We start from the raw sequence: 25,039 nt of genomic DNA, 5'->3' as shown, positions 1-25,039 counted from the left end.
CATTGTCCTATGCCTTCTTCAATCGCGCGGCCTCGAGCCGCGGCACGAGCACGTGAATGATGGCGAGCGCCAGGATGTAGGCAGACGCCGCCATGAGGAACAGCGTCGAGTAGCTCCCGGTGAGCTGCAGGACGCGGCCGGCGATCTGCGCGATGAGCATCCCGCCGATGGCCCCGGCCATGCCGCCGAACCCGACGGCCGACCCCACGGCCTGGGACGGGAACATGTCCGTGGTGAGCGTGAACAGGTTCGCCGAGAAGCCCTGGTGTGCGGCGGTGGCGAGGCCCAGGAGGAGCACCGCGACCCACAGCGAGTCGGTCCGCGTCGCGAGGAAGACGGGCGCGACGCCGAGCGCGCACACGAGCATCGCTGTCTTGCGCGCCGCGTTCGCCGTCCAGCCGCGGCGCATCAGCATCGAGGAGAACCAGCCCCCGGCGATGCTGCCCACGTCGGAGAGCAGGTAGATGGTGACGAGCGGCGGCCCGATCTGGAGGAGGTTCAGCCCGTGCTTGCGGTTGAGGAAGTCGGGGACCCAGAACAGGTACAGCCACCAGAACGGATCGGTCATGAACTTGCCGATCGCGAACGCCCACGTCTGGCGGTGCGGGATGAGGGTGAGCCAGCCGATCTTGCCCGGCTCCGGCGACGGCTCGCTCGTGATGTACGCCCGCTCCGCCGGCGTGACGCGCGGGTTCTCCGCGAGGGGGGTGTAGAAGATCATCCAGGCGACGATCCACAGCGCCCCTAGCGCGCCCGTCAGCGCGAAGGCCGCGCGCCAGCCCCAGGCCACCGCGATCCATGGCACCACGAGGGGACACACGATCGCGCCGATGTTGGTCCCGGAGTTGAACAGCCCGGTCGCGAGCGCGCGCTCCTTCTTCGGGAACCACTCCGCGATCGTCTTGAGGGCGCCCGGGAACATCCCGGCCTCGCCGATGCCGAGGGCGAAGCGGGCCGCGGAGAGCCCACCGACGCTGCCCACGAGCGCGTGCGCCGCCGCCGCCAGGCTCCAGAACCCGACGGCGAACGAAAACCCGCGCCGCGTCCCGATGCGATCCATGAGGCGGCCCATCGTCAGCATCCCGATGGCGTAAGCGGCCTGGAACGCTGTGACGATGTTGCCGTAATCGAGTTCGTTGAAGCCGAGCTCCTTCTGGAGCGTCGTCTTCAGGACGCCCAGCACCTGGCGATCGACGTAATTGATCGTCGCGGCGGTGAAGAGGAGGAAGCAGATCACCCAGCGGTATCGCCCGATGCCGGCGCCCGCGCCGCGCGGCACCTCCGCAGGTACGTCAGCGACGCCCATCGTGGGCTCCGATTTCATGACCATGAAGCTATCCTCCTCACTGGAGCCCGGGTGACGCTGGCTCGCTCCCGCAATGGCTACTTGAGGCTTGCTTCGAGGCCGGAGCCGCGCTGGCTGAACTCCGGCTGGACATTGACCACGCCGAACACCCGATCTTCCCGCTCGCGGTGCGCAGCCATGAGCCAGACGAAGTTGATCGGGTGCCCGGGCGCCGCGACGTTCGGATGGTAGCCGGCCGGCATCAGCACGGCGTCGCCGTCCCGCACCACGGTGACCACCTCGGGCGTCTCCGGAGACGTGTAGACGAGCTGCACGCCGAACGCCGGAGGCGGCATATCGAAGTAGACGTACATCTCCTCGAGGATGTCGGTGTGCTCGTGCGGCGGCCAGCTGGTCCAGTGTCCGGGGGCCGACCGCGTGAACCCCGCGACGATGCGGCCCGCCTGCACGTTCTTGCCGAGCAGGATGCTGAGCTCGCGCGTCGTGGCGTCGCCGCCCGCCGTGAACTTGAGCGCCGCGTCCTTCTCGACGTCCCTGTAGCGCACGACCTGAAGGGGGTAGTCCCCCTCCACCTCGGCGCCGCACTCGACGAGGTCGACCGACGCGCTCGTGCTCACCTCGACGGTCGACCCGCGAGGCACGTAGATGGCGTCGTACCGCCCGAGCGCGATCGTCTCCCCGCCGTTCACCTGCACGGCGCACTCGCCGGCCATGCAGAGGAGCCCCACCTCGCGCCCGGAGGTCTCGAAGAGCACCTTCGACGCGGTCCCGTCGAGCAGGATCCGACCGTAAAACAGGCGCTTCATGGGGCTATCGGCCGGCGTCACGGAGAGCCTCCGCCCCTTGTGCGACGCGGTTGCGCGGACCACGACCTGCTGAGGATTGACTGGTTTCATCGCTTCAAGATCTTCTTTCTTTTGCTCAGACCCAATGAGTTCGCTTGCGTGTCACGTCGACTGTCGTGCCCGAGAGGGAGCGCGCGCGATGGCGCCGGGCCCTCGAGGGCAGCGGCGCGCTCGCGCGGCGAAGCTCCGAAACTGCGTATTTCCGTCAGAAGGCCGGGCTCGCCTTGATGTTCCACTCGACGTTCAAGCCGATGAAATGCTCCCACGTGCGCTGGCTGAACACGTCGTCCTGCGGATAGAGCGCCTTCGCGCCCTCGTCGCGCCGGGTCACGAGCCAGATGAAGCGAAACTGCGGGCGCTTGAAGTCGCCCTTGCCCGCCGCGTTCAGGAACGGCACGAGCCCGAAGCGCACGAGGCTCGCGCTGTGGTGGCTGGCTGCGGCGTGCGCGCCCGGCGCCGCGGGATCGGCGGGGGGCGGGACCCTACCGCGCCGCTGCGCCTGGTAAGAGGCCTCGACGGCGATACCGCCCCAGTCGCGCAGGAAATAATGCGGCCGCACGACGAGAATGCCTTCGTCCAGATCGGCGAAGTCGAACGGCTCGCTGGCGTTGCGGAACGAGCGCACGTACCCCGAGGCCATCAGCCCGAGTGGCCCCGTCTCGTAGTTGGCGCTCATGGTGAACATGAGCTCGTGCGCGCCGCTCGCGGTGCCGTCCGGCGCGGGCTGAGAGGGGGAGCCGAACTCGCCGTGCGCCGCGAGATCGCCCGCATAGCGGAGGAAGAGGTGCAGGTGCCCGTTGTTCACGCCGGTGGACGGGCTGACCTGCGCGCCGATGACGTACCCGGAGTCGCGCGGCAGGCTCTCGTGCACGCCGGTCTCCGCGGTCTCGCGCGTGCCCGACGGCATCTGGTGCAGCTCGCCGTAGAGCACGCCCTTGACGCCGCCTTTCTCCCCCACCGGAACGGTGTGGCTCGCCTTGAAGCTCGTGATGAGCCGCTGGCGATCGAGGAGGTTGACGGTCGCCGTGCCGGGCTGGTTGAGCGCCGGCGCGCGATCCACCGTCTGAAGGTAATACGGCGTGAGCGGCCGGTTGATGCCGGCGTGCGCCGCGAAGTACGTGCGCTTCGAGGGCAGATCGTAGCGGACGCCTCCGCCCAGCGTGTTCAGCCAGTCGAGCGGCCAGAAGTCGAGCAGCTCGGAGTTGTCACCGCGGTACAGGCGCGAGCCGATCCACACGGACAGCCCCTTGACGCCGAGATCTCGCTCCTCGACGAAGGCGTTGCGGAGCGACGTGTTGATGTTCCACGGCCTCGCGTTGTTGTAGTGGAGGGTCGGGGCGTCTATGGCCAGGCGGACGGCGACGCGCGTGGTGGCGCCGGTGGACTCCCAGTAATCCTGCCGCTCCAGGTCCAGCTGGACGAACGTGGACTCGTCGAGGCGCGAGCCTCTCCAGACGATGTCGGCATCGCGCGCCGGCCCCCCCTCTCCGTCCGTGGCCGCGACGGCGCGGCCGACGCCGCCGAAGAAGAACCCGCTCTCCGGAGGCGCCGGTGGCGTTGAGGGCTCTTCTTTCTGCTGCGGCTGCTGGGAGGGCGCGATGGCTGCGGCGGGGGGCTCGGCGCCTCCGGCGTCGGGGGCCGGAGCCGCGCCCTTCGCGGGCTCCGCCGCGGCCGGCGCCTCCGACGGCGGAGCCGTCGCGTCGGCGGGAGCCTCGCCCGGCGAGGGCGTCGGCGTCGCGGGAGCAGGCAGCGGCTGTCCATGGACGACCGCTGGAGACGCGCAGAGGGCCGCGCCGAGCAGGGCACCGACCAGGTTGCGCGCGCTCGCCCATCCTCTCCCGCCCGCGACGCGGGTAAACGATATGGACGCGTCTCCGTCTGTCGAGCACGAGCTGCGCTGCGGATCGCGCCGAACATCATGCCCAGGGTGGCAACAGGGATTGACGATCGAATTCAAGGGTACGCCGATCTCGTGGAGGGTTGGAGCTGCGCCAGCGCGAGCAGCGGGGCTGTCGTCGCGGCGAGCGAGACCCGACAGCACGTCCTGTGGCTCGCTCAGCGTGTGGTGCGCTGGCAGCGTCCACGCTGTCCACGCTTGAGTGCAAACGACGAGCCAAGGGCACACAGGGTGTTCGCGACGCCATGGCGCGCGCGCCTTGCCGAGGTCGAATTCCAGACCAGGCTCGTCTGCAACCGGCTTTGCGCCGGATCCGACCCGAGCGCACGACGTGCCCTGAGGCGACCCGGCGACGATCTGGCATGCTCACGCTGGACGAGAGGCAATTTCCCCCGGAACGCCGTAAACCCCGGGTTGACACGGGCGACAGCCGTGGTTGACGCGCGGGCAGTGCTCACATTTGCGCGGAGAGAGTTCACATGAAGGCGGGAAGGCGGGAAGATCCTTGATCTCTTCTTCCCGCCTTCCCGCCTTCCCGCCTTCATGTTCAAATTCAAATTGGAGCACTACCGACGCGCGCATGGACCGGCGCTGCCGCGCGCGGGTGCCTGCGGGAGCGGCGCGCTCCCGATGAGCTTCTGAGTCGAGGAGGGCTTGGATGGGGCGCCGGAGCGGAGCTCCTCCGGCGGTGCGCGGGGCGGTGCCGGCGTCGAGAGCGGTCTTCCCACCCTGTCGACGTGGCGCGCTGAGCGTCGCGGGCGCGGGGGGCGCGCCTCAGAGGTTGAACTGTGCCGGAAGCCAGAGCGAGAGCTGGGGCACGTAGCTGATGAGCATGAGAGCGACGATCATGGCGGCGAACATCGGGAGCATCGGCCGGACCACCCTGGCGATCGTTGTCTTGCCGACGCCGCACCCCACGAACAGGCAGGTGCCCACCGGCGGGGTGCACAGGCCGATGCACAGGTTCGTGACCATCAGGATGCCGAAGTGCACCGGGTTCATGCCCATCTCCGTGACGACCGGGAGGAAGATGGGCGTGAAGATCAGGACCGCAGGCGTCATGTCCATGAAGGTGCCGACGACGAGCAGGAGCACGTTGATGATGAGCAGCGTCGCGACCGGGTTCTGGGAGATCCCCAGCATTGCCTGGCTGACGCTCTGGGGCACCTGCTCGAAGGCGAGCACCCAGCTCATGGCCTGGCTGGCCCCCACAAGGATCATCACCACCGCGGTGGTCTTGGCGGATTTGAGCAGGATACGCGGAATGTCCCTGAGCTTGACCTCACGATACAACAGCGCCCCCAGCAGGAACGCGTAAGCCACGGACACCGCGCTGGCCTCGGTCGCCGAGAACACCCCGGTGAGGATCCCGCCCATGACGATCAGGATCATGAGCAAGCTGGGGATCGCCTGGGCAAAGCTCCGCACGATCACGCCGAGCGGGACCTTCTCGCTCACGCCCACCGCCTGCTTGCGGTTGGCCAGGAACGCGACGATCATGATGCACAGGCCCACGAGGATGCCCGGGATGACGCCGGCCAGGAACAGCGCGGCCACCGAGACGTTCCCGGCGACCACGGCGTAGACGATCATGATGTTGCTCGGGGGGATCAGGAGCCCGGTCGTGGCCGACGTCGTGGTCAGCGCCACGCTGAAGTCCCTGCCGTAGTTCTTTCGCTCCATCTCCGGGATCATGAAGCCTCCCACGGAGGAGACGGCGGCCGCCGCCGAGCCCGAGACGGCCCCGAAGAGCATGCAAGTCAGCGTGTTGACGTAGGCGAGGCCGCCGTGAAAGCGGCCGACGACGGCGCTGGCGAAATCCATGAGCCTGCGCGCCATGCCGCCCTCGCCCATGAGCACGCCGGAGAGGACGAAGAAGGGTATGGCGAGCAGCGGGAAGCTGGCGATGCCGGTCGACATGCGCTGAGCCACGATGTAGGCCGTGGGCACGTCGCCGAGCGAGGCGATCGTCAACACCGTGGAGAGGCCGATGCAGACGGCGACCGGGACGTTGAGGAGGAGCAGCGCGAAGAAGCTGAACACCAGGATGAGGACTTGGATTTCCATGGCGGGCCCGGGCTGAAGGGTTACGCGTCGGTGACAGGCGCGCCCTTCCGGGGCGACGCCTGCCCGGTGAACAGCTCCACCAGGTTTTCGATGCAGAACGTGAGGAAGAATATCCCGCTGATGGGCACGGCCAGGTAGGCGTACCCCACCTGGAGGCCGAGCGCGGGCGATACCTGCCTGGCCTCGAGCGTCTTCGAGACGAGCGTGAAGCCGCCGTAAGCCAGCGCGAAGCCGGCGAAGGAAGCCACCAGGAGCTCGATGGCGATCGCCGCGACGCGCTGGGCCGCCGGATCCATCTTCCCGACGAAGTAGTCGACGCCGAGGTGCGCCTTTTCGCCGTAGGCGAGCCCGGCGCCGAGGAGCGAGATCCAGACCAGGAGATAGACGGCGAGCTCCTCGGTCCAGCGGCTCTGGTTGCCGAGCACGTAGCGAGAGAACACGCCCCAGAGGGTGTCCAGCGTGAGCGCCGCGAACGCGGCGACCAGCACGACTTCCAGCATCCTGATCAGACCCGCGTGCAGCCGGAGGAGCGGCCCGATGGCGCCCGGCGCTCGCTCCCGCGCGTTCGCCGGATGGGCTGGCCCGTCCGGAACCGCCTCCGGCGCTTGCGCCGGCGGCGGAGGCTCCTGAGAGACGCTCGTCTCCTCGTCATCGAGGACAAGCTCGACCCCGCGCTCCTGAGCGCCCATCACTTGACCTCCTGGATCCGCTTGACGAGCTTGCCGAGCTCCGTGCCTTCAAGGCGGTCGTACATGGGCTGGACCTGCCTGCGGAACGGCTCCTTGTCCGGCTCGTGGACGGTCACCCCTGCCTTCCTCAGCCCGTCCAGGGAGTCCTGGGTGCCCTTCTTCCACGCCTCGCGCTGGAACGCGGCCGACTCGTCGGCCGCCTCCTCGACCCACCGCTGCGCTTGCGGGGAGAGCGACTCCCAGATCTGCTGGCTGAACAGGATGATGTCGGGGATGCGCGTGTGCTCGTCGAGCGAGTAGTGCTTGGTGACCTCGAAGTGACGGCTCGTGAAGAGGCTGGGCGGGTTGTTCTCGGCCCCGTCGACCATCCCCTGCTGCAGCGCGGAGTACAGCTCGCCGAACGCGATCGGCGTCGGCGCGCCGCCCATCTGCGAGATCATGTCCATCGCGGTCTTGCTCTGCATGACCCGGAACTTCTTGCCCTTGAGATCCTCAGGGCTCATGACGGGCGCGTCCCTCGTGTAGAAGCTGCGGCTCCCGGAGTCGTAGTAACAGAGGCCCCTCACGCCCACCTTCGTCCCGGCCGCGGCGAGATCCCTGCCCACGTCGCCGAGGAGCACCTTCCAGTAGTGGTCCTCGTCCCGGAAGAGGTAAGGCAGCCCGAAGATCGCCATCTCCGGGATGAAGCCCTCGAGCGGCGCGGTGGAGGTCTTGACCATCGCCAGCGCCCCTCGCTGCACCTGCTCGATGCTCTCGGTCTCGCTGCCCAGCTGGCCGTTGGGGAAGATCTGTAGCTGCACCGCGCCGCCCGATCGCTTGTCGAGCTGCTTCGCCATGTACTCCATGGCGACGTGCACCGGATGCGACTGATCGAGCGCGTGCGATAGCTTCAGGACCACTTTCTTCGCGCCGGCGCTCACCGCGCCGGACGCTTGCCCTGCGCTCGATCCCTCGGCGGACGCGGGGCGGGCCATCATGGAGAAGGCGCCGGAGGTGAGGATGATCCCCAGCAGGCAACCGAGCATGATGAAGGAGACGGATTTCTTGTCCATATCGATGCACGCTGGAATCGGGTTGATCGGTGAATGGTTGAACGGTACGGCGCAGCGCGGCGATGGCCCGGCCCGGACGGCCAACGGCGGCCCGCGGCAGGCGGGCCTCGAGGGCAGCCGGGCGCGGAGCTGCGGGGCGCTCCACAAATCGACCACGGTCACGGTCACGGTTTTGCAATCGCTTTTGCAATCGCTGCGCCAGGGAGGGAGCTGCGCTCTCCCGCGCTCTCCGAGCGCTTCGCGGGTCCTCTCGCTTCGGCCGCCTGGCCTGGCTCGATGAGCACCACCAGAGTCGGCGGCGCGACGCGGCGTCATCGCTCGTCGCCGGCGCCGGCGGGAGAGCGGCACGGCGGAGATCCCCATGCAGGCTGCGCCGACGCTGCTGGAGCCCCGTCAACCTCGAGTTGACCGAGCGCGGTCAACCTGGAGTTGACTGCGTGGACATCCGTTGTTGCGCGTGGGGCGTGGCGCCGATCGGGCCGGCTCCTCGTGCGCCGGCGGCCCGCGCCTCGTGACGAGGCGCGCTCCGTCGCCGCCGCCCGAGCCCCGGACGTCCCGCGCGGGCTGGCGCAGGGCGGGAGGTCACGGTCTTGCGTTGCCATGGCCTCTGAGGTAAGGGGGGCGGCAATGAGTGGTCCCGAACTCGGCCGCCTCATCGACGAGGTCGATCGCACGGTGGACATCCAGTTCGCCGCCGTCGGCGATCTCGATGAGCTGAACCGCCTGTATGCCAGCCTGCTTGGGCGCCGCGGCTCGCTCAATGCCTTGATGAAGCAGCTGCCCGGGGCGGCCCCAGAGGAGCGCAAGCTCCTCGGCCAGCGCCTCAACGCGGTCAAGGGCCGCGTGGAGCGCGCCCGCGAGGAGGCGACGGCTCGGATCAAGCGGACCGCGCGCGATCGCGAGCTCTCCGCGCCGCCCCTCGATATCACCCTGCCCGGCCGCTGGCGCGCGCCCGGCCGGCCGCACCCCATCATGCGGACCCTCGACGAGATCGTGGATATCTTCGTCGGGCTCGGGTTCGACGTGGCCGAGGGGCCGCAGATCGAGCTCGCGCGCTACAACTTCGATCTCCTCGGCTTCCCGGCGGATCACCCGGCCATGGACATGCACGACACGTTCTACGTGGCCGGCGATCCGGGCCAGAACGTGCTCCTCCGCACGCACACGAGCCCGGTGCAGGTGCGCGAGATGCTCTCCCACCCTCCGCCGGTCATGATCGTCGCGCCCGGCGTCGTGTACCGGCGCGACGACGACGCGAGCCACAGCCCCATGTTCGTGCAGATCGAGGGGCTCGTCGTCGACCGCGACGTGTCCCTCGCCGACCTCAAGGGCCTGCTCGAGGTCTACAGCCGCCGGATGTTCGGTGAGAACACGAGGACGCGCTTCCGGCCGAGCTACTTCCCCTTCACCGAGCCGAGCGCCGAGCTCGACGTGTCGTGCCTCGTCTGTTTCGGCGCGAACCGCGCCTGTCCGCAGTGCAAGGGGACCGGCTGGCTGGAGGTGCTCGGGTGCGGCATGGTGCACCCAACCGTGCTCAGGAACGTCGGAATCGACCCGGAGATCTACACGGGGCTGGCGTTCGGCATCGGCGTGGATCGCACCGCCAACATGAAGTTCGCCGTCGACGATATCCGCGCCTTCTACGAGAACGACGTCCGCTTCCTCGGAAGCCTCTAGGCGGCTCTCCCCTCGCTGCAGCGCTGACTCCCCATGTTGATATCCTACAAGTGGCTTCAAGAGATCCTCGGCGCCGATCCCGGCGTCGACGCGGTGACGTCGGCGCTCGGCCGCGGCGGGCTCGAGGTCGATCGCGTGACGCACGTCGGCGCCGCGCTGCGCCCGGTGGTCCTCGCGAGCGTCGTGGCGACGCGGCCGCACCCGAGCAAGAAGGGCCTCACCCTGGTCCGCGTGGACGCCGGCGGCGGCGGCGGCGGCGGCGGCGGCGAAGGGAGCGAAGGCGTGGAGGTGGCGTGCGGCGCGCCGGTCATCCCGGCCGCGCCCGCGCTCGTCTGCTATGCGCCCGTGGGCGCGCAGGTCGTCGATCGCAGCGGCGCGCTCGTCACGCTGACCGAGAAGGCGGTCGCCGGCTTCACCTCGGCCGGCATGCTCTGCGCCGAGGACGAGCTCGGGCTCGGGTCGAGCCACGAAGGCCTCCTGACCGTCGAGGGCGGGCGCCCGGGGCAATCGCTGCTCGACTGGGAGCCGCGCCTCGAGGACTGGATCATCGAGCTCAGCGTCACCCCGAACCGGCCCGACGCGCTGGGCCACCTGGGCGTCGCCAGGGACGTGGCCGCGGTGCTCGGCATCCCCTTCCAGCCGCCGGCCGTCGCGACGCCGGCACAGGCGAGCGGCGGCGGGGCGCGGGCGTCGGTCGAGGTGCGCGACAAGGAGCGGTGCCCCCGGTATGCCGGCCAGGTGATCGAGGGCATCCGCGTGGGCCCCTCGCCGCTCTGGGCGCGGGTGCGGCTGAATCGCCTCGGGGTCCGGCCGATCAGCAACATCGTCGACGCGACAAACCTGGTGATGCTCGAGCGGGGGCAGCCGCTCCACGCCTTCGATCTCGACAAATTGCGGCTGCCGATCGAGATCCGCAAGGCCCGGCCGGGCGAGACGTTCGTCGCGCTCGACGGGCAGACGCTGTCCCTGAACGAGGACGACCTCGTGATCGCCGACGCGGAGCGCGCCGTGGCCCTGGCCGGCGTGATCGGGGGCGCGGACAGCGGCGTCACCGCGACGACGCGGCGGGTGTTCCTCGAGTCGGCGTACTTCGAGCCGCGCGGGATCCGCAGGTCGGCGCGCCGGTACGGCTTCCACACCGAGGCGTCGCACCGCTTCGAGCGCGAGGTGGATCTCTCCGGGGTCCCGCTGTCGCGCGATCGCGGCAGCGCGCTGATCTGCGAGCTCGCCGGCGGCGAGGCGGCGGGCGAGCCGATCGACGCGTACGTCGCGCCCCGCGCCCTGCGCCGCCTGACGCTGCGGCTGCCGCGGTATGAGCGCATCATCGGCGCAGAGGCCCCGGCGCGGACGCGCGAGATCCTGGAGACGCTGGGGATCTCGATCGTGGAGCAGCAGGCGGATCGGCTGCTCGTCGATGTGCCCGCGCACCGGCCCGACATCGCGGAGGAGATCGACCTCATCGAGGAGGTCGCGCGCGTCGCCGGCTACGATCAGATCCCGAGCCGGCTCCCGCGCGTGGGCGCGGCCCCCGCGGGCGCGAAGGGCGATTACCGGCTCCGGCGCAGGGTGCGCCAGATCTGCACCGGGATCGGCCTGCACGAGGCGGTGACGTACTCGTTCCTGTCGCCGCAGGAGCTGAAAGCGGCGCGCTACGACAGCGCGCCGCTCCTCCGGCTGCTCAATCCGCTCTCCGAGGAGAAGTCGGTGATGCGGCCGTCGCTCGTGCCGGGGCTGCTGACGGTCGCGCAGCGCTCGCAGCGGTACAACGTGCCGCGGGTGCGGCTGTTCGAGGTGAGCCAGGTGTTCCTGCCGCGCCAGGGCGAAGCGGGCGGCGCGAGCGGCGCGGAGCAGCCGGCGCGGGTCGAGCGGCCGCCGGTCGACGAGCCGACCCGGCTGACGGTGCTCCTCGCGGGGCCGCGCGACAGCTATCTCACGCGGCCCGAGGACGTCGATTTCTACGACGGCAAGGGCGTGGTCGAGGCGGTGCTGGCGGAGCTCGCGGGCAGCGTGGCGCCCGAGTTCGACCTCGGGGGCGAGCCCCCGCCGTGGGCGCACCCGCGCAAGGGCGCCCGCGTCACGCTCGATGGCCGCGCCGTCGGGTACGTGGCGGAGCTCCACCCGGACGTCCGCGACGCGCTCGAGATCACGACCGGGGCCGTTGTGGCGGAGCTCGACCTCGCGGCGGTGGCGGCGGCGTACAAGGCGCCGGCGGCCGCGAAGCCGAGCCGGTTCCCGGCGATGCGGCACGACGTGGCGCTGCTGCTGCCGCTCGACGTGCCGGCGGGCCAGGTGCTCGAGCTGCTGCGGGCGACCGCCGGGGAGCGCTGCGAGAAGGTCGAGCTGTTCGACCGGTACCGCGGCAGCGAGCTCCCGCCGGGGACGCACTCGCTGGGGTTCGCGCTGTGGTTCAGGTCGCCCGAGCGGACCTTGACGGACGACGAGGTCGATCGGTGGACGAAGGCCGCGGTGGACGCGGTGAAGGCGCGGTTCGGGGCGCAGCAGCGCTGAGCGAGGCGGGCGGCGGGGTCCGAGCTCAGGCTTGCTGAGCTCGGACCTGCGCTGGCCGGTCCTCTCCGGCGAGCCGGGCTGGCAGAGCGTCATCGCAACCGGCGAGCCCCTCTCCCGCGCGAGCGGCCCGTCGATGAAAAGCGGGCCGCGCGCGCTGTCCGACGAAGTCGAACACGACCTTCGCGCCCGGAGCCCCGCGCCATTTCAACAGAGCGTCTTCAACAGCTCCTCGCGATAGTTGTTCGCAAGTTCCTCACCCTATTCGGCATAGCTGCCGGGGTTTCCGGCGTATCCGCCGTCGACGTACCAGACTTCGTCACCAACTCGAACGTGATGGACAAGCGAACCTGTTTCCTCGACGATACCCACTCCGTCGATACCCAGTATCGTCTTCGCTCTGGTGGCCTCGCCGTCGCCATCATAGACCGTGCCATTCTTCCGGTTCTCGCCCGCCCCGGAACCTTCGCGTCCAGCGCCTGTCTGGAGCCGTATCCAAGGAGGACTTCGTCATGGCTGAAGCTTTCCATATGGGCGGCTGGGGCATGTACCCCACGCTCGTCTTCGGGCTCCTGCTCCTCGCCGCATCCGTCCGTTATGCCCTCTCGCCCGAGCGGCGGTTCGTGCCGCTCCAGATCAGCCTGGGGATCCTGACGCTGGTGTCCGGCGGCCTCGGGTTCGTCAGCGGCACCATCAAGTCGCTCACGTTCATCGGCGCGGTGCCGCCCGATTCGCGCTGGCTCTGGATCGTCGGCCTCGGCGAGTCGCTCAACAACGTTGCGCTGGCGCTCGCGCTGCTCGTCCTCTCGTCCCTCGCCGCCACCGTGGGGGCTTATCGCCTCTCGCAGATGAACCCCGCCCGCTGACGCCCGCGCCCCGAGCCCACCCTCGGCGCGCCGCCGGGGGACGCGGCGGCAGGGCTATGTGCGCTGGGCGGCGGCGATGGCGACGCGCCGCTCGATCCCGAGGAACAGGAGCGGGATCGCGAGCGTGAACGCGATCGAGAGGGCGGCGACGACCGGCATGCCGTCGAGGCGCCTGTCCGGGAGCTCGTGGAGCAACCTGGCCGACCAGAACGCCGCGATCGCGGCCGCCATGTGCTGCACCGCCGACTGCATCGAGGTGAAGCGCGCCCGCTCGGCGGGGCGCGGCACCTTCGACGTGAGCGTGTTGTACGAGACGTTGCGGAAGGTCATGCCGAGCATGAAGACGATGAAGATGCCGAGCACCGGCAGCCCCGGCACGTACGAGAAGAACCCGGCGTAGAGGATACCGACGAGCACCGCCGCTCCCACGGAGCCCGTCTGGAACGCGCCGAAGCGATCGACCAGCGGGCCCACGGCGCGCATCGCGACGAAGCTGACCACGCCCCCCGCGAAGTAGAGCAGCCCGAGCCGCTCGCGCGGGTACCCGAGGTTGTACTGCACGTAGGCGGAGATGTTGGGGATCACCAGGAACGACGCCATCGTCACGATCGCCGTCGTCGCGTACGAGAGCATCACGAGCGGCCGGCCGAGGAGGGCGCGGAGCTCGCTCGGGGCGCTGCCTGACGACGGCGCGCCGGCGAGGTGATCTCGCATCGAGGGCAGCAGGAAGATCGCGAGCCCGGCGACGAGCAGCCCGAGCGCCGCGACGGCGAAGAACGGCAGCGGGAAGCCGCCGCGCCGGGCGAGCTCCAGCCCGGCCGGGATGCCGAGCACCGAGGCGACCGAGAACGAGCCCATCACGACGCCCATCGCCTTGCCGCGCCGCTCGGGCGGAATGACGTCGGCGACGATGGAGAACGCGACGGAGGTCGCGGGCCCGCCGAACGCCCCGGCGAGCACGCGCGCCGCCAGGAGGCTCGGCAATCCGGTCGCGAAGCCGCCGGCCGCGGTGCCGACGACGAGGCCGAGCATCGTCACCGCGAGCGCGCTGCGCCGGTCGAACCGGTCGAGGAAGAACGCGCCCGCGAGGCCCGAGAGCGCGGCCGCCGCCGTGTAGCTACCGCCGATGAGGCCGATATCCGACATCGAGATGCCGAGGGCGACCGCGAAGTCGGGCCCGAGCGGCATCACCATCACGAAGTCGAGGACGTTGATGAACTGGACCGCAGCGACGAGAAAGATGATGCTCCGCTCGGAGCGACGTGTGGACACAAGGATCCACTCTAACGTCAGAGCGACGCTCGGACGAGAGGATACGAGCCGCCGAGGCGCCAGGGTCGTCCGGGGCGCGGGCGGCGCCGGTGGTTGCTCCCGGGGCAACGCCAGGTTGCGCGTGCGCACCGTTGTCCCTCCCCGTGGGGCACTTTACAATGGCTGCCATGGATCGCCGCACTGCCCTCGGTGCCCTCGCCGCGACGCCCGTGGTCGCCGCGTGCGCCCGCGCCGAGCCCTCGCCCAGCCGCACCGATGAAGCCGCGCTCGCCGCGGAGGACGTCGTCCGCGACGTCGCGCCGCTCGGGCTCGGGTCCCCCTGGGAGACGCTCGACCCGTTCCTGTTCTGCGTCCACCACGACGACGCGTATCCGGCCGGCAACGAGCGGATGGGGCCGGCCGCCTCGCTCGCGGGCCGCGCCATCGGCCGCGATTTCGCGGGCAAGGACGGCTGGCGCATGTACCACGGCGGCGTGGTCCCCGGCTTCCCGCAGCACCCGCACCGCGGCTTCGAGACGGTGACGGTCGTGCGGCGCGGGCTCATCGATCACTCGGACTCGCTCGGCGCGGCCGCGCGCTACGGCCGCGGCGACGTCCAGTGGCTCACGGCGGGGAGCGGCGTCGTCCACGCGGAGATGTTCCCGCTCATCGAGAAGGACGGGCCCAACCCGCTCGAGCTCTTCCAGATCTGGCTCAACCTCCCGCGCGCCGACAAGCTCGCCGACCCGCAGTTCGTGATGATGTGGGGCGACACGATCCCGAAGCAGCTCGTGCGCGACGCCGCGGGCAGGGCGACCGAGATCACCGTCGTCGCCGGCAACTTCGGCGAGCTCCGCCCGCCGGCGCCGCCGCCGAGGTCGTGGGCCGCGCGCGCGGACGCCGACGTCGCGATCTGGACGCTCACGATGGCGCCGGGCGCGCGGTTCGCGCTGCCGGCCGCCTCGCCCGGCACGAAGCGCGCGCTCTACTTCTTCCGCGGCACCGAGCTGCGCGTCGGCGCCCGCCGCGTCCCCGCGGGCCACAGGATCACGCTCCGCGACGGCGCCTCCGCGCTCCTCGAGAACGGCCCCGACGAGGCCGAGATCCTGCTCCTCCAGGGCCGGCCCATCGGCGAGCCCGTCGCGCAGCAGGGCCCCTTCGTGATGACCTCGATGGCCGAGGTCCAGCAGGCCTTCATCGACTACCGGCGGACCGGCTTCGGCGGGTGGCCGTGGCCGAGCGACGACCCGGTCCACCCGCGCGCGGACGGCCGGTTCGCGCGGTACCCCGACGGACGCATCGACAAGGCGGGATGACCCTCGCCGGCGCGAGCCCCACCGGCGGCGCTCCCTGAACGCCGTCCGGAGCGGGCGCCGCGGACCCCGAAGCTCTGATCGACGTCCTTCGTCCCGGGGACGTCCTCTTCGTCCCGGGGACGTACGCGAGGACCGCGCCGGTCACCGCCGCGCGCACCTCGGCGGCGGTGACCTCGCGTGTCGAATCCGAGCAATCGAACCGACGAGCCGACCGAGCCGCGGCAGCCCCGAAGAATGGGTGAGCAGGTGCCGTAGTGTGAACCGCGGCGAGTCGGCGGTTGGCTCCTTATCTTCTGAGCACCGCTCTGGATCTCACGGGCTCCGCGAAACAATAGCCGTAGTACTCCGCGGCTCCGGCTCTGGTAGATGTGCTCAAGCTACAGCTCGAACATCGCGCACCGCGAGGGTCGGATCTCCACGAGGGCGAGGAACGTCTTGGTCGAGATCCACAGCTTCCGTCCGCCCGCTTCGGTGATGCGCTCCGGTGATGCGCTCCGGTGATGAACACGAGCCGATTGAGAGCGCCGACACGAGCCATCGACCACGCTTGACAGGCGTTGCGCTCCAGACAATCATGCGCTAAATGTGGCGGTTAGCACGTGGTGCCCTGAATGCAGCTCGAGCCAGACAACGATACGCCGCTTGACGAACAGGTAGCCGCGCTTCGGAGGCGCGTCGCGGAGCTGGAGGAGGAGCTGGCCGAGGCGCGACGGCCGCGCGCGCAGAGGCCTTCGGAGCAGCCGCATGGGCTGTTGACCCAGTTCTTCTCGGTGGACGCCTCCGGCCACGCCGCGCTCCTCGACGCGATCCCGGCGATGGTGTTCTTCAAGGATCGAGAGCACCGCTACCTCGCCGTCAACAAGGCCTACGCCGATCACTATCGCCTCTCGGCCGAGAAGATCGTCGGGAAGCGCGACGAGGAGATCTTCGTCCCGGAGGTCGCGCGCAGCTACCGCGAGAACGACGAGATCATCATGTCGGACGGAGTCCCGCGGCTGAACGTGGAGCTCCGGTGGAAGCTCGAGGACGGGAGCGACGGCTGGACGCTGGAGAACAACGTCCCCTTCCGCGACGCCGGCGGCCGCGTGATCGGGATGGTCGGGGTCGTGGTCGACATGACCGCGCGAAAGAGGACGGAAGAGGCGCTGCGGCAGATCGAGTCCGACCTCCTCGCCAGCCAGTCGCGGCTCCTCGAGACGATAGCCGCCCTCTCGACGCCGCTCCTGCCGATCGACGAGGGTGTCCTCGTCCTGCCGCTCGTCGGCCACCTCGACAGGGCGCGGTGCCGCCAGCTCATGACAGCGCTGCTGCAAGGCGTGGAGCGCCATGACGCCGAGCTCGTGATCCTCGATCTCACCGGCGTTCCGCTCATCGACAGCGACGTCGCGGATCACCTCCTGCGCGCGGTGCAGGCCGTGTACCTGCTCGGCGCGCAGTGCGTCCTGGTCGGCATGTCCGCGAGCACCGCCGGCTCGCTCGTGCAGATGGGCGAGGCGCTCGACGAGCTCGTCCTCCTGAGAGACCTCCGGGCCGGCGTGCGCTACGCGATGGCGCGGCGGAGGGCCATGGCCCACCCCCCTCCGATGATGCACCGGTAAACGGCGAGCCACGCCGCCCCGCTCTCCCGCTCTCTCTCGCCGCTCGTCGGGCGGCCTTCGGTGGGACTCAACCTCTCTCCTCGCACCTCCACCCAGCGTGCGCGACTCTGGACGCGAGCCCACGCCGCGGCGGAGTCCACCGGCGCGCGGTTGCGTGGCGGCGTGGCGGCGTGGCTCAACGACGCGTCGATGCGCCAGATCCCACTTGACGGTCTGCCGCCGGACTGGTGACATCGCTTCGGGATCATCCTCACGAAGGTCGGTTGGAAGGTCGGTTGATCGCCTGGCGCACAGGCGCGGACCATAGCTCGTCTTCGGGGCTGAATCGCCTCCTGGCTGGGCTCGTTCTGCCTCGGATGAACGTCACGATGGGAGGCACGGAGGCCTTCACGAGGATGCTTGTCGACCCGAAGCTGCGCGCGCCGTCGCGACAGTGCGGACAGGCGCCGCCCCGCTGGCTCGCGCTGGGCCGCGCTCTCCCCGGCCGGGCTCGCCTGCCGCTCGGGGCGGCGGGCTTTCTGCTGATGATCGCGGTCTACGCCTGGCTCCCCGATCGCGACGGGGCGAGAGCCGCCATCGTGCCGACGCTCGCGAGCATCGGGCGCGCCATGGCCGACGCGCTCGTCGCGAAGGAGCTCTGGATCGACGTCCAGCACAGCTTCCTGCGCGTCACGGCCGGGTTCGCCGCCGCCGCGATCCTGGCGGTCCCCCTCGGCGTGCTCGCCGGCGCGTTCCGGTCGATCGCCGCGCTGCTCGAGCCGCCGACCGAGTTTCTCCGCTACGTCCCGGTGCCGGCGCTGATCCCGCTGGTCATGATCGTGGCGGGCATCGGCGAGGGCGCGAAGGTCCTCCTTGTGTTTCTGGGCACCTTCTTTCAGCTGCTGCTCATGACCGCCGACGAGGTGCGGCGGGTCCCGGCGCCCCTGCTCCACGTCAGCCGGAGCCTGGGAGCGAACCGGCGCGAGATCGTCTGGCGCGTCCTGACCCCGGCCGCCCTCCCCGGGATCTGGAGCGCGCTGCGCATGTGCAACGGCTGGGCGTGGAGCTACGTCGTCGTCGCCGAGCTCGTGGCGGCGACCGAGGGCCTCGGCTTTCGCATCCTGCGCTTCTATCGCTTCCTCCAGACGCCGAGCATCTACGCCTACCTGCTGGTGCTGGGGCTCCTCGGCCTCGGGCTCGACTGGGTGTTCCGCGCGACCTCGCGCCGCCTCTTCCGCTGGACGCCGGGAGGCGGGGCATGAAGCTGTCGCTGCGCGGCGTCGGCAAATCGTACTCCGGTCGCGGCGGCGCGACGAACGCCCTCGCGCCGCTCGACATGGACGTCCGCGAGGGCGAGTTCATCAGCCTGGTGGGCCCCTCCGGGTGCGGCAAATCGACGCTCCTGCACATCGTCGCCGGGCTCGAGCCGGCGACCGCCGGCGCCGTCGAGCTCGACGGCGAGCGCGTCCTCGGCCCCGGCGCCGAGATCGGCCTCATGTTCCAGCAGCAGACGCTGTTCCCCTGGCTGAGCGTGCGGGAGAACGTCCGCTTTCCCTTGACCCTCGCCCGCAACCGCGCGCGCGCGCCCGGGGGCGCTCGCGACCGGCAGGCGGCCCGGATCGAGAGCCTGCTGCGCCTGGTGGGGCTCTGGGACTTCCGCGACGGCTACCCCGCGGAGCTGAGCGGCGGCATGCAGCAGCGCGCCGTCCTCGCGCGGGCGCTCGTCGTGCAGCCCGAGGTGCTGCTGATGGACGAGCCGTTCGGCGCGCTCGACGCCCAGACGCGAGAGCAGATGCAGGAGCTCTTGCTCCACCTCATCCAGCACCACCGCATCACGACGCTGTTCGTCACGCACGACGTGGACGAGGCCCTGCTCCTCGCCGATCGCGTCGTCGTCTTCTCCGAGCGGCCAGGCCGCGTCCTGGCCACGCTCGACGTGACCTTCGCGCGGGCGGCCCGCTCGTCGGAGCTCAAGCTCGACGAGGCCTTCCTGCACCAGAAGCGGGAGATCATGGCGTTGCTGCGCGGGCGCCCTCGATCCGAGACACAGCGCGACCGCCTGCTGTTCGGGCTCACCCACACGCAACTGGAACAGGGAGAAGGGGGATCATGAAACGAAGGACCGTCTTGCAAGAGCTCGGGGCAGCGCTGGCCTGCCTCGTCCTGTCCGTCGGCTGCTCGAACAAGGACGCGGCGCCGAGCGCCCCGGGCGCCGCCGCCGGGTCGAGCGCGCGCGCCGGGGCCGCGGCGCCGCCTCCCACGCAGATCAAGCTCACCGTCGGTCACGACCTGTGGATCGGCTACTCGGGTGTCTTCCTCGCGAACGAGCTCGAGCTCTTCAAGAAGGCCGGGTTGAGCGTCGAGCTCAAGCCGTTCTCGAACCCCGGCGACACGCTCGCGGCGCTGGCCTCGGGCCAGCTCGACGTCGGCCTCACCACCCTGCAGAACCTCGCGGTGCTGAACGGCAACAGCGAGACCGACGTCGTGGCCATCGCCCTGGTCGACAGCTCGAACGGCGCGGACGCCGTGGTGGCGAAGGAGGGCATCGCGACCCTGGCCGACCTCAAGGGCAAGACGGTCGCCCTCACGCTCGGCGAGGTCAACCACATGCTGTTCCTCTTCGGCCTCCAGAAGAGCGGTATCGGCCCCGGCGACGTGAAGATCACGAGCATGAGCGCCGACGACGCCGGCGCCGCGTTCGTCGCCGGGAAGGTCGACGCCGCGGTCACCTGGGAGCCGTGGATCACCAAGGCGACAAAGCACGGAGGCCACGTGATCTTCACGAGCGCCAGCATGCCCGACACGATCACGAACTCTGTGGTCGTGCAGCGGTCCAGGCTCGCCTCGGGGAGCGAGGCCTACGGGAAGTTCATCAGCGCCATCGATCAGGGGGTCCGGACATTGCGGAGCGAGCCCGAGAAGGCCTATCCTATCATCGGCAAGTACTTGAGTGCTTCGCCCGAGGACGTGAAGGGCATGCTGAGCGGCGACAAGATCTACGACCTGGCCGACAACAAGCAGCTCTTCGGCACCGCGGACAAGGCCGGCCCCGTCTATGCATCGTTGAAGTCCGTCGTCGACTTCACCGTCCAGTCCAAGCTCGTCAAGAAGGCGCCGGCGCCGGAGTCGCTGCTCGACCCGAGGCTCGTCCGATGAGCCGCGACGAGGCGCTCATGGCGCGGGCGCTGGAGCTCGCGCGCGGCGCGCAGCGCGCGGGCGAGCCGCCGTTCGGCGCCCTGGTGGTCGCCCCCGACGGCACGATCGTGGCGGAGGCGACCGACGAGGTGAACGGCCAGCGCGACCTCACGTACCACGCCGAGGTGGGCGCCGTTCGCCGCGCCTGCGCGGCCGTCGGGCCAGACTTGCGGGGCTACACGCTGTACACGACCGTGGAGCCCTGCCCGATGTGCTTCACCGCGGCCTGGCTCGCCCGGGTGAGCCGCGTCGTCTTTGGCTGCACGATGCGGGAGGTCACGGCGGCGACCGGCGGCGCGCAGCGCGAGCTGGCCGTCCCGGCGCGCTGGATGAACGAGAACTCCGGCGCGCCGCTCGATCTGGTCGGCGGCGTCCTCGACGATCAGTGCCTCGCGCTGTTCGGCCAGGCGTAGCGCGCTCGGGACTGGCGGGCTCGCCCTCGGGCCTCTGCGCGCGGGGACTGTTGCTGAGGAAGCAGCGCCGCTGAACCGCTGCTCGGATCCGAGCAGCGCGCGGGGCGAGCGCGCCGGAGGGGCGCCGAGATCTGCGGCCAGGAGGGCAAAACCCACCGGCGCCGGGGCCGAGGCACGCGCGTTGCAGCCAGCGTCTGACAGCTGACGGCGCTCCGGCACGGCCATCGACCCTCACCGGCGACATCGGCGCGCCCCTACCCTTCTCCGGAGTCTTCATGACCGACCGTATCGCTCGTCTCAAGGCCTCCCGCTCCGTGGCGGTCAAGGAAAAGCTCGACTACCCTGTCATCGACACGGACATCCACACCAACGATTACTCGCCGGCGCTCGAGGATTTCGTCGCCACGTACGGCGGCGCCAAGCTCGTCGACGATCTGCGCAAGGCGCTGAGCTCCCGGCGCCGCAACGCCGAGAACAGCAGCGGCAAGGACTGGTACAGCCAGACGCCCGAGGAGCGGCAGCATCACCGCACGGTCAGGTCCCCGTGGTGGGCGCGGGTGACGCGCAACACGCTGGACGTGGCCACGTACCACCTCCCGTCGCTGCTCGCCGAGCGCCTGGAGGAGCAGGGCTCCGACTACTCGGTGCTGTTCCCGAACAACACCCTCGCGCCGCTGGCCGTGAAGGACCCGAGCGCGCGGCAGGCGCTGCAGCGCGCGATCAACCATTATCACGCCGAGCTGTTCCGCAAGTACAGCGACCGCCTCACCCCGGTGGCCGGCATCCCGCTGAACACGCCGCAGGAGGGGATCGAAGAGCTGGAGTTCGCCGTCAAGAAGCTCGGGCTCAAGGCGATCAACATCGCCGGCGGCGTGCGCCGCCCGATCAAGGCGATCGCCGAGAAGTACCCGGCGGACCAGCACCCGGAGATCGCGAAATACGCGACTTACATCGATTTCTACGGTCTGGACAGCGAGCACAACTACGATCCTTTCTGGGCGAAGGTGGTCGAGCTCGGGGTGCCCGTGCTCACCCACTATGGCAGCCAGGGCTGGACGGGGCGCTCGTCGATCAGCAATTACATGAACAACCACATCGGCCATTTCGCCGACGGCTCGGAGGCGTTCGCCAAGGCGCTGTTCTTCGGCGGCGTCACCCGCCGCTTCCCGGGGCTGCGCATCGGCATGCTCGAGGGCGGGGCGGACTGGGGCGCGCGGGTCTACATCCACCTGGTCGACCGGTTCCACAAGCGCGGCCCCGAGGGCCTGAAGCACTACGACCCGGCGGCGACCGATCGCGCGCTCCTGGCCGAGCTGTTCCGGCGGCACGGCGCGGATCTCGTGAAGGGGCGCTCCATCGAGGGCGAGCAGCTGATCGCCGACACGCTCGGGGCCAGCTACACGAGCGACGCGCGCCAGCCTGGGCCGGAGCACCGCAACGACTTCGCGGCGGCGGGCATCGAGAAGGTGGAGGACATCCGCGATCGCTGGGTGAACAACTTCTTCTTCGGGTCCGAGTCGGACGACCGCACCCTCGCCGCCGCGTTCAACGACAAGGCGAACCCGCTCGGCGCGAAGATCAACGCCATCTACTCGTCGGACGTCGGCCACTGGGACGTCCCCGACCTGACCGAGGCGCTCGCGGAGAGCTGGAGCCTCGTGGAAGAGGGCGTCATCAGCGCCGAGGACTTCAAGGCGTATGTCTTCGAGAACCCGTACAAGCTCTACACCGAGGCCAACGCGAGCTTCTTCAAGGGCACGCGGGTCGAGGAGAAGCTGAAGCGGCAGGCGTCGGCCAGAGGCGCCGGCGACGAGCGGCGCGGCCCGCAGCCGGGCGCCCGGAGCGAGGGCTCACCCGGCAAACCGGTCGAAGTGAGCGCGTAGCCGCGACGGCATCGGCTGTCGCCCGGCCGGCCGGCCGCCGCGGCGAGCTCGACGGAGCGGATCACCGCAGGTGCGCGAGCGGGAGCCCCGCGACGGGCGCGCGGAACGTGAGGAGCCGCGGCATCGCCAGCGACCCCATGTAGCAGGTGCGGAGATCGGGCCCGCCGAACGTGATGCTCGTGGGCAGCTGCACGGTGTCTCCGGCGCAGGCGCCGAGATCGGCCGGCTCGATGGTGCCGCTCCGCTGCTTCACGGTCATCGCCTCCAGGACCGCGGGGCGCGGGTCCTCGAAGACGGTCTGATAGCTGCCGTCGGGGAAGATCACGGCGAGGCCGTTGCGGCAGACGGCCGCCACCCAGAGGTTGCCCTCGGCGTCGAAGGCAAAGCCGTCCATGTACCCGCCCACGCCGAGGCTGTCCGGGCCGAACTGCTCGGGATCGCCCAGGCTGCCGTCGTCCCGCACCGGGAAGCGGAGGAGGCGGCCGGGGATGGTCTCGACGGCGTAGAGGAACTCCTCGGCGGCGTCGAGGCGCACCTCGTTGGTCATGCTGAGGTTGTCGGCCACGATGCGCGGGCCCTTCTCGTCGACGAGCACGATGTACCCGTCGCGGAGGTTGCCCGCGACGGCGTTCCACCACGGGAGCTGCCGTGTCAAGACGGAGATCCAGAGGCGGTCCCGCGAGTCGATGAAGCAGAAGTTCACGGCGCCGAGGGGCTTGCCGTCGATGGAGTCGAGGAGGACCTCGGACCGGCCGTCGCGGTGGAGCTTGTAGACCTTGCCGCCGGACAGGGCGGCGACGATGAGGTTCCCCTGCCGGTCCATCGCCATGCCGTTCGGCTCGCCCACGTCCGGGCCGAGGGTCGCCTGCCTGCCGTCCGGATCGATGCGCGTCGCGATGCCGCGGGCGTCCGAGCTCCAGAGGGTGCCGTCGGCCTCCGCAATCACACACTCCGGCCGGACAAGCCCCTGCCCAACGTGCTCGATCCGCGACGGATCGAGGGTGAAACCCCTCACAGATGACATGAATTGACCTCCCGGCACGGCGCCTCGCCGCGCGCGCTCGACGCGGGCGAGCATAACATCCCCGTCCCGTTCACGAGGGGGATCTTCTTCGCGCTGACCACGGGGACGCCCTGGTAGCCGCGCGCGCCACCGAAGGCGGCGCCGTCGACATATGCGACGAGAACCACGAGTCCGACGATGGTTTCGGCAGGGTGCTTCGAACGGGGGATGATAACAACGCTGGAATGACGAGACTGGCGGTGTCCGCCCCGGGGAAGGACATCCTGGACTCGACGCCACCGCGTTCGTCGCCTGTCCGGGGAGCTGTCGGCTCGGGCTCCCGTGACGGGTCCGTCCCAGGACCCGGACGGCAGCAGGGTCGAGGCGCGATACAGCAAAGCGACGCCGCACGCGCTGGCGCGTCGACCGCGGGCGCGCGCGGTGCTCAGAGCGGGTTGAACGGCTCGAGCGGGGGCAGGTCCTTCGCCCTGCGCCCCTCGGCGCCGATCGCCGGGATCTCCTTGATCTTCTCGCGCGCACGGCCGGTGCCGTCGTCGATCGCGGTCCACTCGTTCCAGAAGTGGCCGTCGGCGACGAAGAGCTGCGGGTGATCGAACGGCGCCTGCTCGAAACGGACCCGCTCGTCCGTGAGCGCCTCCAGGAACGCCACCAGCGCCTCCTTCTCGCCGTCCGTCAGCCCGAGCGGCTCGATGTCCGGATCGAGGTTCGTCCGATTGGGCCCGAACCCCGTCGTGTCGCCGTCCTCCCCGTCGCGCCGGTTGCCGCCGCGGTTGTAAAATTCAACGACCTGCGCGAGCGTCAGCGCGCCGCCGTTGTGGAAATAATAGCGGCCAGTTGCTCGCCTGGAGCGCGTAGTTCGGTCCGCCTCTCGCGCCCGCCCCCGTGGGGTCGAACCGCTCGCGCCGCTCGGGGTCCTGGTTGCTGAGCCCGGGGCTGAGCTGGTTTCTCTTGCGATGGTCGGCGCCGGCGTGGAAGTGGCATGTCGCGCAGGCCACGCCGTCGCTGCCCGCCTGCATGTCCCAGAACAACGCCTTCCCGAGCGCGACGGCCTTCTCCTTGCTCTTGACGTACCGAGATAGGTTGTCCGGCTCCGGGACCCGGACGCCCCGGAGCGAGCCGATGGTCGGCGGCGGATCGCCCGGTGCGGGCGTCACGCCGTCGTCCGGCGAATGCGACGTCGGCGGCTCGCTGCCCCCGGGCGCGACAGGCGATGACCCGCCCGTCGCGAGCGACGACCCCGGTCCGGGATCTGCACCTCCAGAGCCCAGAGGCTCGTGTCCACCCGAGCCCTGAGGCCCGTATTCCCCGTCCGAGCAGCCGGCGGTCGCCGACAGGCCTATAAGGACGCCGGCGATCACCGCCCCGAGCCCGCATGAACGCGGGCCGCCAGGAAAGTCTCTAACAATCACGAGAAAACCTCCTTCGCTGCTGCGCGAGTGAATGACAGGCGGCGCGAACCGGCCCCCTCGCGGGACA

Annotated in this window: 21 protein-coding genes and 1 pseudogene; 10 read left to right on the top strand and 12 right to left on the bottom strand. The window is 70.2% G+C overall.

Annotated elements, in window-relative coordinates; all coding sequences use genetic code 11:
• Positions 1–7: 7 nt before the first annotated feature.
• From WME75_RS17755 to WME75_RS17730, 6 genes are all read right to left on the bottom strand, one after another.
• The gene (locus WME75_RS17755) at positions 8–1,330 is read right to left on the bottom strand and encodes an MFS transporter (RefSeq protein WP_437492316.1); all 1,323 of its coding nucleotides are present in this window, start codon (positions 1,328–1,330) and stop codon (positions 8–10) included.
• A 53-nt stretch (positions 1,331–1,383) separates the two neighbouring features.
• Entirely contained in the window at positions 1,384–2,202 is an 819-nt protein-coding gene (locus WME75_RS17750; protein WP_437492314.1) for a 5-deoxy-glucuronate isomerase, read from the bottom strand.
• A gap of 154 nt (positions 2,203–2,356) precedes the next feature.
• A complete protein-coding gene (locus WME75_RS17745) occupies positions 2,357–4,108 on the bottom strand; it encodes a carbohydrate porin (RefSeq protein ID WP_437492312.1) in 1,752 nt (583 codons plus the stop codon).
• 714 nt (positions 4,109–4,822) lie between these two features.
• Positions 4,823–6,115 (bottom strand): TRAP transporter large permease, encoded by a 1,293-nt coding sequence (locus WME75_RS17740; RefSeq protein ID WP_437492310.1) that lies wholly within the window; start codon positions 6,113–6,115, stop codon positions 4,823–4,825.
• 20 nt (positions 6,116–6,135) lie between these two features.
• Complete coding sequence (locus WME75_RS17735; RefSeq protein ID WP_437492309.1) at positions 6,136–6,804, bottom strand: TRAP transporter small permease; 669 nt, start codon at positions 6,802–6,804, stop codon at positions 6,136–6,138.
• The gene (locus WME75_RS17730) at positions 6,804–7,856 is read right to left on the bottom strand and encodes a TRAP transporter substrate-binding protein (protein ID WP_437492307.1); all 1,053 of its coding nucleotides are present in this window, start codon (positions 7,854–7,856) and stop codon (positions 6,804–6,806) included. Before WME75_RS17730 ends, WME75_RS17735 begins: the two co-directional genes overlap by 1 nt.
• A 627-nt stretch (positions 7,857–8,483) precedes the next feature.
• On the opposite strand from WME75_RS17730, the gene pheS reads away from it, so the two are divergent.
• Positions 8,484–9,533 carry a phenylalanine--tRNA ligase subunit alpha gene (gene pheS / locus WME75_RS17725; RefSeq protein WP_437492305.1) on the top strand — a complete coding sequence of 350 codons (1,050 nt, stop codon included), beginning with the start codon at positions 8,484–8,486 and terminating at the stop codon, positions 9,531–9,533.
• 33 nt (positions 9,534–9,566) lie between these two features.
• Positions 9,567–12,041, top strand: a complete 2,475-nt coding sequence (gene pheT, locus WME75_RS17720; RefSeq protein ID WP_437492303.1) for a phenylalanine--tRNA ligase subunit beta — start codon at positions 9,567–9,569, stop codon at positions 12,039–12,041.
• A gap of 261 nt (positions 12,042–12,302) precedes the next feature.
• Here pheT and WME75_RS17715 read toward each other — a convergent pair.
• Positions 12,303–12,488 (bottom strand): annotated as a pseudogene (locus WME75_RS17715) (alcohol dehydrogenase catalytic domain-containing protein); the annotation flags it as partial.
• 62 nt (positions 12,489–12,550) lie between these two features.
• On the opposite strand from WME75_RS17715, the gene WME75_RS17710 reads away from it, so the two are divergent.
• Entirely contained in the window at positions 12,551–12,904 is a 354-nt protein-coding gene (locus WME75_RS17710) for a hypothetical protein (RefSeq protein WP_437492301.1), read from the top strand.
• 54 nt (positions 12,905–12,958) lie between these two features.
• Here the strand turns inward: WME75_RS17710 and WME75_RS17705 are convergent, their stop codons facing one another.
• Positions 12,959–14,176, bottom strand: a complete 1,218-nt coding sequence (locus tag WME75_RS17705; RefSeq protein ID WP_437492299.1) for an MFS transporter — start codon at positions 14,174–14,176, stop codon at positions 12,959–12,961.
• A 158-nt stretch (positions 14,177–14,334) separates the two neighbouring features.
• Between WME75_RS17705 and WME75_RS17700 the strand changes: the two genes are divergently transcribed.
• From WME75_RS17700 to WME75_RS17670, 7 genes are all read left to right on the top strand, one after another.
• Positions 14,335–15,471, top strand: coding sequence for a pirin family protein (locus tag WME75_RS17700; RefSeq protein WP_437492298.1), 1,137 nt, complete (start codon positions 14,335–14,337; stop codon positions 15,469–15,471).
• A 752-nt stretch (positions 15,472–16,223) separates the two neighbouring features.
• A complete protein-coding gene (locus tag WME75_RS17695) occupies positions 16,224–17,069 on the top strand; it encodes a PAS domain-containing protein (RefSeq protein WP_437492296.1) in 846 nt (281 codons plus the stop codon).
• Positions 17,070–17,437: 368 nt separating this feature from the next.
• Positions 17,438–18,310 carry an ABC transporter permease gene (locus WME75_RS17690; protein WP_437492294.1) on the top strand — a complete coding sequence of 291 codons (873 nt, stop codon included), beginning with the start codon at positions 17,438–17,440 and terminating at the stop codon, positions 18,308–18,310.
• Complete coding sequence (locus WME75_RS17685) at positions 18,307–19,161, top strand: ABC transporter ATP-binding protein (RefSeq protein WP_437492292.1); 855 nt, start codon at positions 18,307–18,309, stop codon at positions 19,159–19,161. Before WME75_RS17690 ends, WME75_RS17685 begins: the two co-directional genes overlap by 4 nt.
• The gene (locus WME75_RS17680) at positions 19,158–20,204 is read left to right on the top strand and encodes an ABC transporter substrate-binding protein (RefSeq protein WP_437492290.1); all 1,047 of its coding nucleotides are present in this window, start codon (positions 19,158–19,160) and stop codon (positions 20,202–20,204) included. Before WME75_RS17685 ends, WME75_RS17680 begins: the two co-directional genes overlap by 4 nt.
• The gene (locus tag WME75_RS17675) at positions 20,201–20,656 is read left to right on the top strand and encodes a nucleoside deaminase (RefSeq protein ID WP_437492288.1); all 456 of its coding nucleotides are present in this window, start codon (positions 20,201–20,203) and stop codon (positions 20,654–20,656) included. The genes WME75_RS17680 and WME75_RS17675 overlap by 4 nt, the downstream gene beginning before the upstream one ends.
• A 275-nt stretch (positions 20,657–20,931) precedes the next feature.
• A complete protein-coding gene (locus tag WME75_RS17670; protein WP_437492286.1) occupies positions 20,932–22,539 on the top strand; it encodes an amidohydrolase family protein in 1,608 nt (535 codons plus the stop codon).
• Between the two features lie 61 nt (positions 22,540–22,600).
• On the opposite strand, the gene WME75_RS17665 is transcribed toward WME75_RS17670, so the two are convergent.
• From WME75_RS17665 to WME75_RS17650, 4 genes are all read right to left on the bottom strand, one after another.
• Positions 22,601–23,563 carry an SMP-30/gluconolactonase/LRE family protein gene (locus WME75_RS17665; RefSeq protein ID WP_437492284.1) on the bottom strand — a complete coding sequence of 321 codons (963 nt, stop codon included), beginning with the start codon at positions 23,561–23,563 and terminating at the stop codon, positions 22,601–22,603.
• Positions 23,551–23,730, bottom strand: coding sequence for a hypothetical protein (locus WME75_RS17660; protein ID WP_437492282.1), 180 nt, complete (start codon positions 23,728–23,730; stop codon positions 23,551–23,553). Before WME75_RS17660 ends, WME75_RS17665 begins: the two co-directional genes overlap by 13 nt.
• Before the next feature lie 257 nt (positions 23,731–23,987).
• Positions 23,988–24,212, bottom strand: a complete 225-nt coding sequence (locus tag WME75_RS17655; RefSeq protein ID WP_437492280.1) for a hypothetical protein — start codon at positions 24,210–24,212, stop codon at positions 23,988–23,990.
• A 130-nt stretch (positions 24,213–24,342) separates the two neighbouring features.
• Positions 24,343–24,717, bottom strand: coding sequence for a cytochrome c peroxidase (locus WME75_RS17650; protein ID WP_437492278.1), 375 nt, complete (start codon positions 24,715–24,717; stop codon positions 24,343–24,345).
• Positions 24,718–25,039: the final 322 nt, after the last annotated feature.

Source organism: Sorangium sp. So ce1014 (assembly GCF_051521505.1).
Taxonomy (GTDB): domain Bacteria; phylum Myxococcota_A; class Polyangia; order Polyangiales; family Polyangiaceae; genus Sorangium.
This window is presented reverse-complemented; position numbering and strand designations above follow the sequence as displayed.

Bases quoted from the DNA above. Each gene is read 5' to 3' on its own strand.
- WME75_RS17755 (WP_437492316.1), bottom strand. From the start codon at position 1,330: ATGGTCATGAAATCGGAGCCCACGATGGGCGTCGCTGACGTACCTGCG.
- WME75_RS17750 (WP_437492314.1), bottom strand. From the start codon at position 2,202: ATGAAACCAGTCAATCCTCAGCAGGTCGTGGTCCGCGCAACCGCGTCG.
- WME75_RS17740 (WP_437492310.1), bottom strand. From the start codon at position 6,115: ATGGAAATCCAAGTCCTCATCCTGGTGTTCAGCTTCTTCGCGCTGCTC.
- WME75_RS17735 (WP_437492309.1), bottom strand. From the start codon at position 6,804: ATGGGCGCTCAGGAGCGCGGGGTCGAGCTTGTCCTCGATGACGAGGAG.
- WME75_RS17730 (WP_437492307.1), bottom strand. From the start codon at position 7,856: ATGGACAAGAAATCCGTCTCCTTCATCATGCTCGGTTGCCTGCTGGGG.
- pheS (WP_437492305.1), top strand. From the start codon at position 8,484: ATGAGTGGTCCCGAACTCGGCCGCCTCATCGACGAGGTCGATCGCACG.
- pheT (WP_437492303.1), top strand. From the start codon at position 9,567: ATGTTGATATCCTACAAGTGGCTTCAAGAGATCCTCGGCGCCGATCCC.
- WME75_RS17710 (WP_437492301.1), top strand. From the start codon at position 12,551: ATGGCTGAAGCTTTCCATATGGGCGGCTGGGGCATGTACCCCACGCTC.
- WME75_RS17700 (WP_437492298.1), top strand. From the start codon at position 14,335: ATGGCTGCCATGGATCGCCGCACTGCCCTCGGTGCCCTCGCCGCGACG.
- WME75_RS17690 (WP_437492294.1), top strand. From the start codon at position 17,438: ATGGGAGGCACGGAGGCCTTCACGAGGATGCTTGTCGACCCGAAGCTG.
- WME75_RS17685 (WP_437492292.1), top strand. From the start codon at position 18,307: ATGAAGCTGTCGCTGCGCGGCGTCGGCAAATCGTACTCCGGTCGCGGC.
- WME75_RS17680 (WP_437492290.1), top strand. From the start codon at position 19,158: ATGAAACGAAGGACCGTCTTGCAAGAGCTCGGGGCAGCGCTGGCCTGC.
- WME75_RS17675 (WP_437492288.1), top strand. From the start codon at position 20,201: ATGAGCCGCGACGAGGCGCTCATGGCGCGGGCGCTGGAGCTCGCGCGC.
- WME75_RS17670 (WP_437492286.1), top strand. From the start codon at position 20,932: ATGACCGACCGTATCGCTCGTCTCAAGGCCTCCCGCTCCGTGGCGGTC.
- WME75_RS17665 (WP_437492284.1), bottom strand. From the start codon at position 23,563: ATGTCATCTGTGAGGGGTTTCACCCTCGATCCGTCGCGGATCGAGCAC.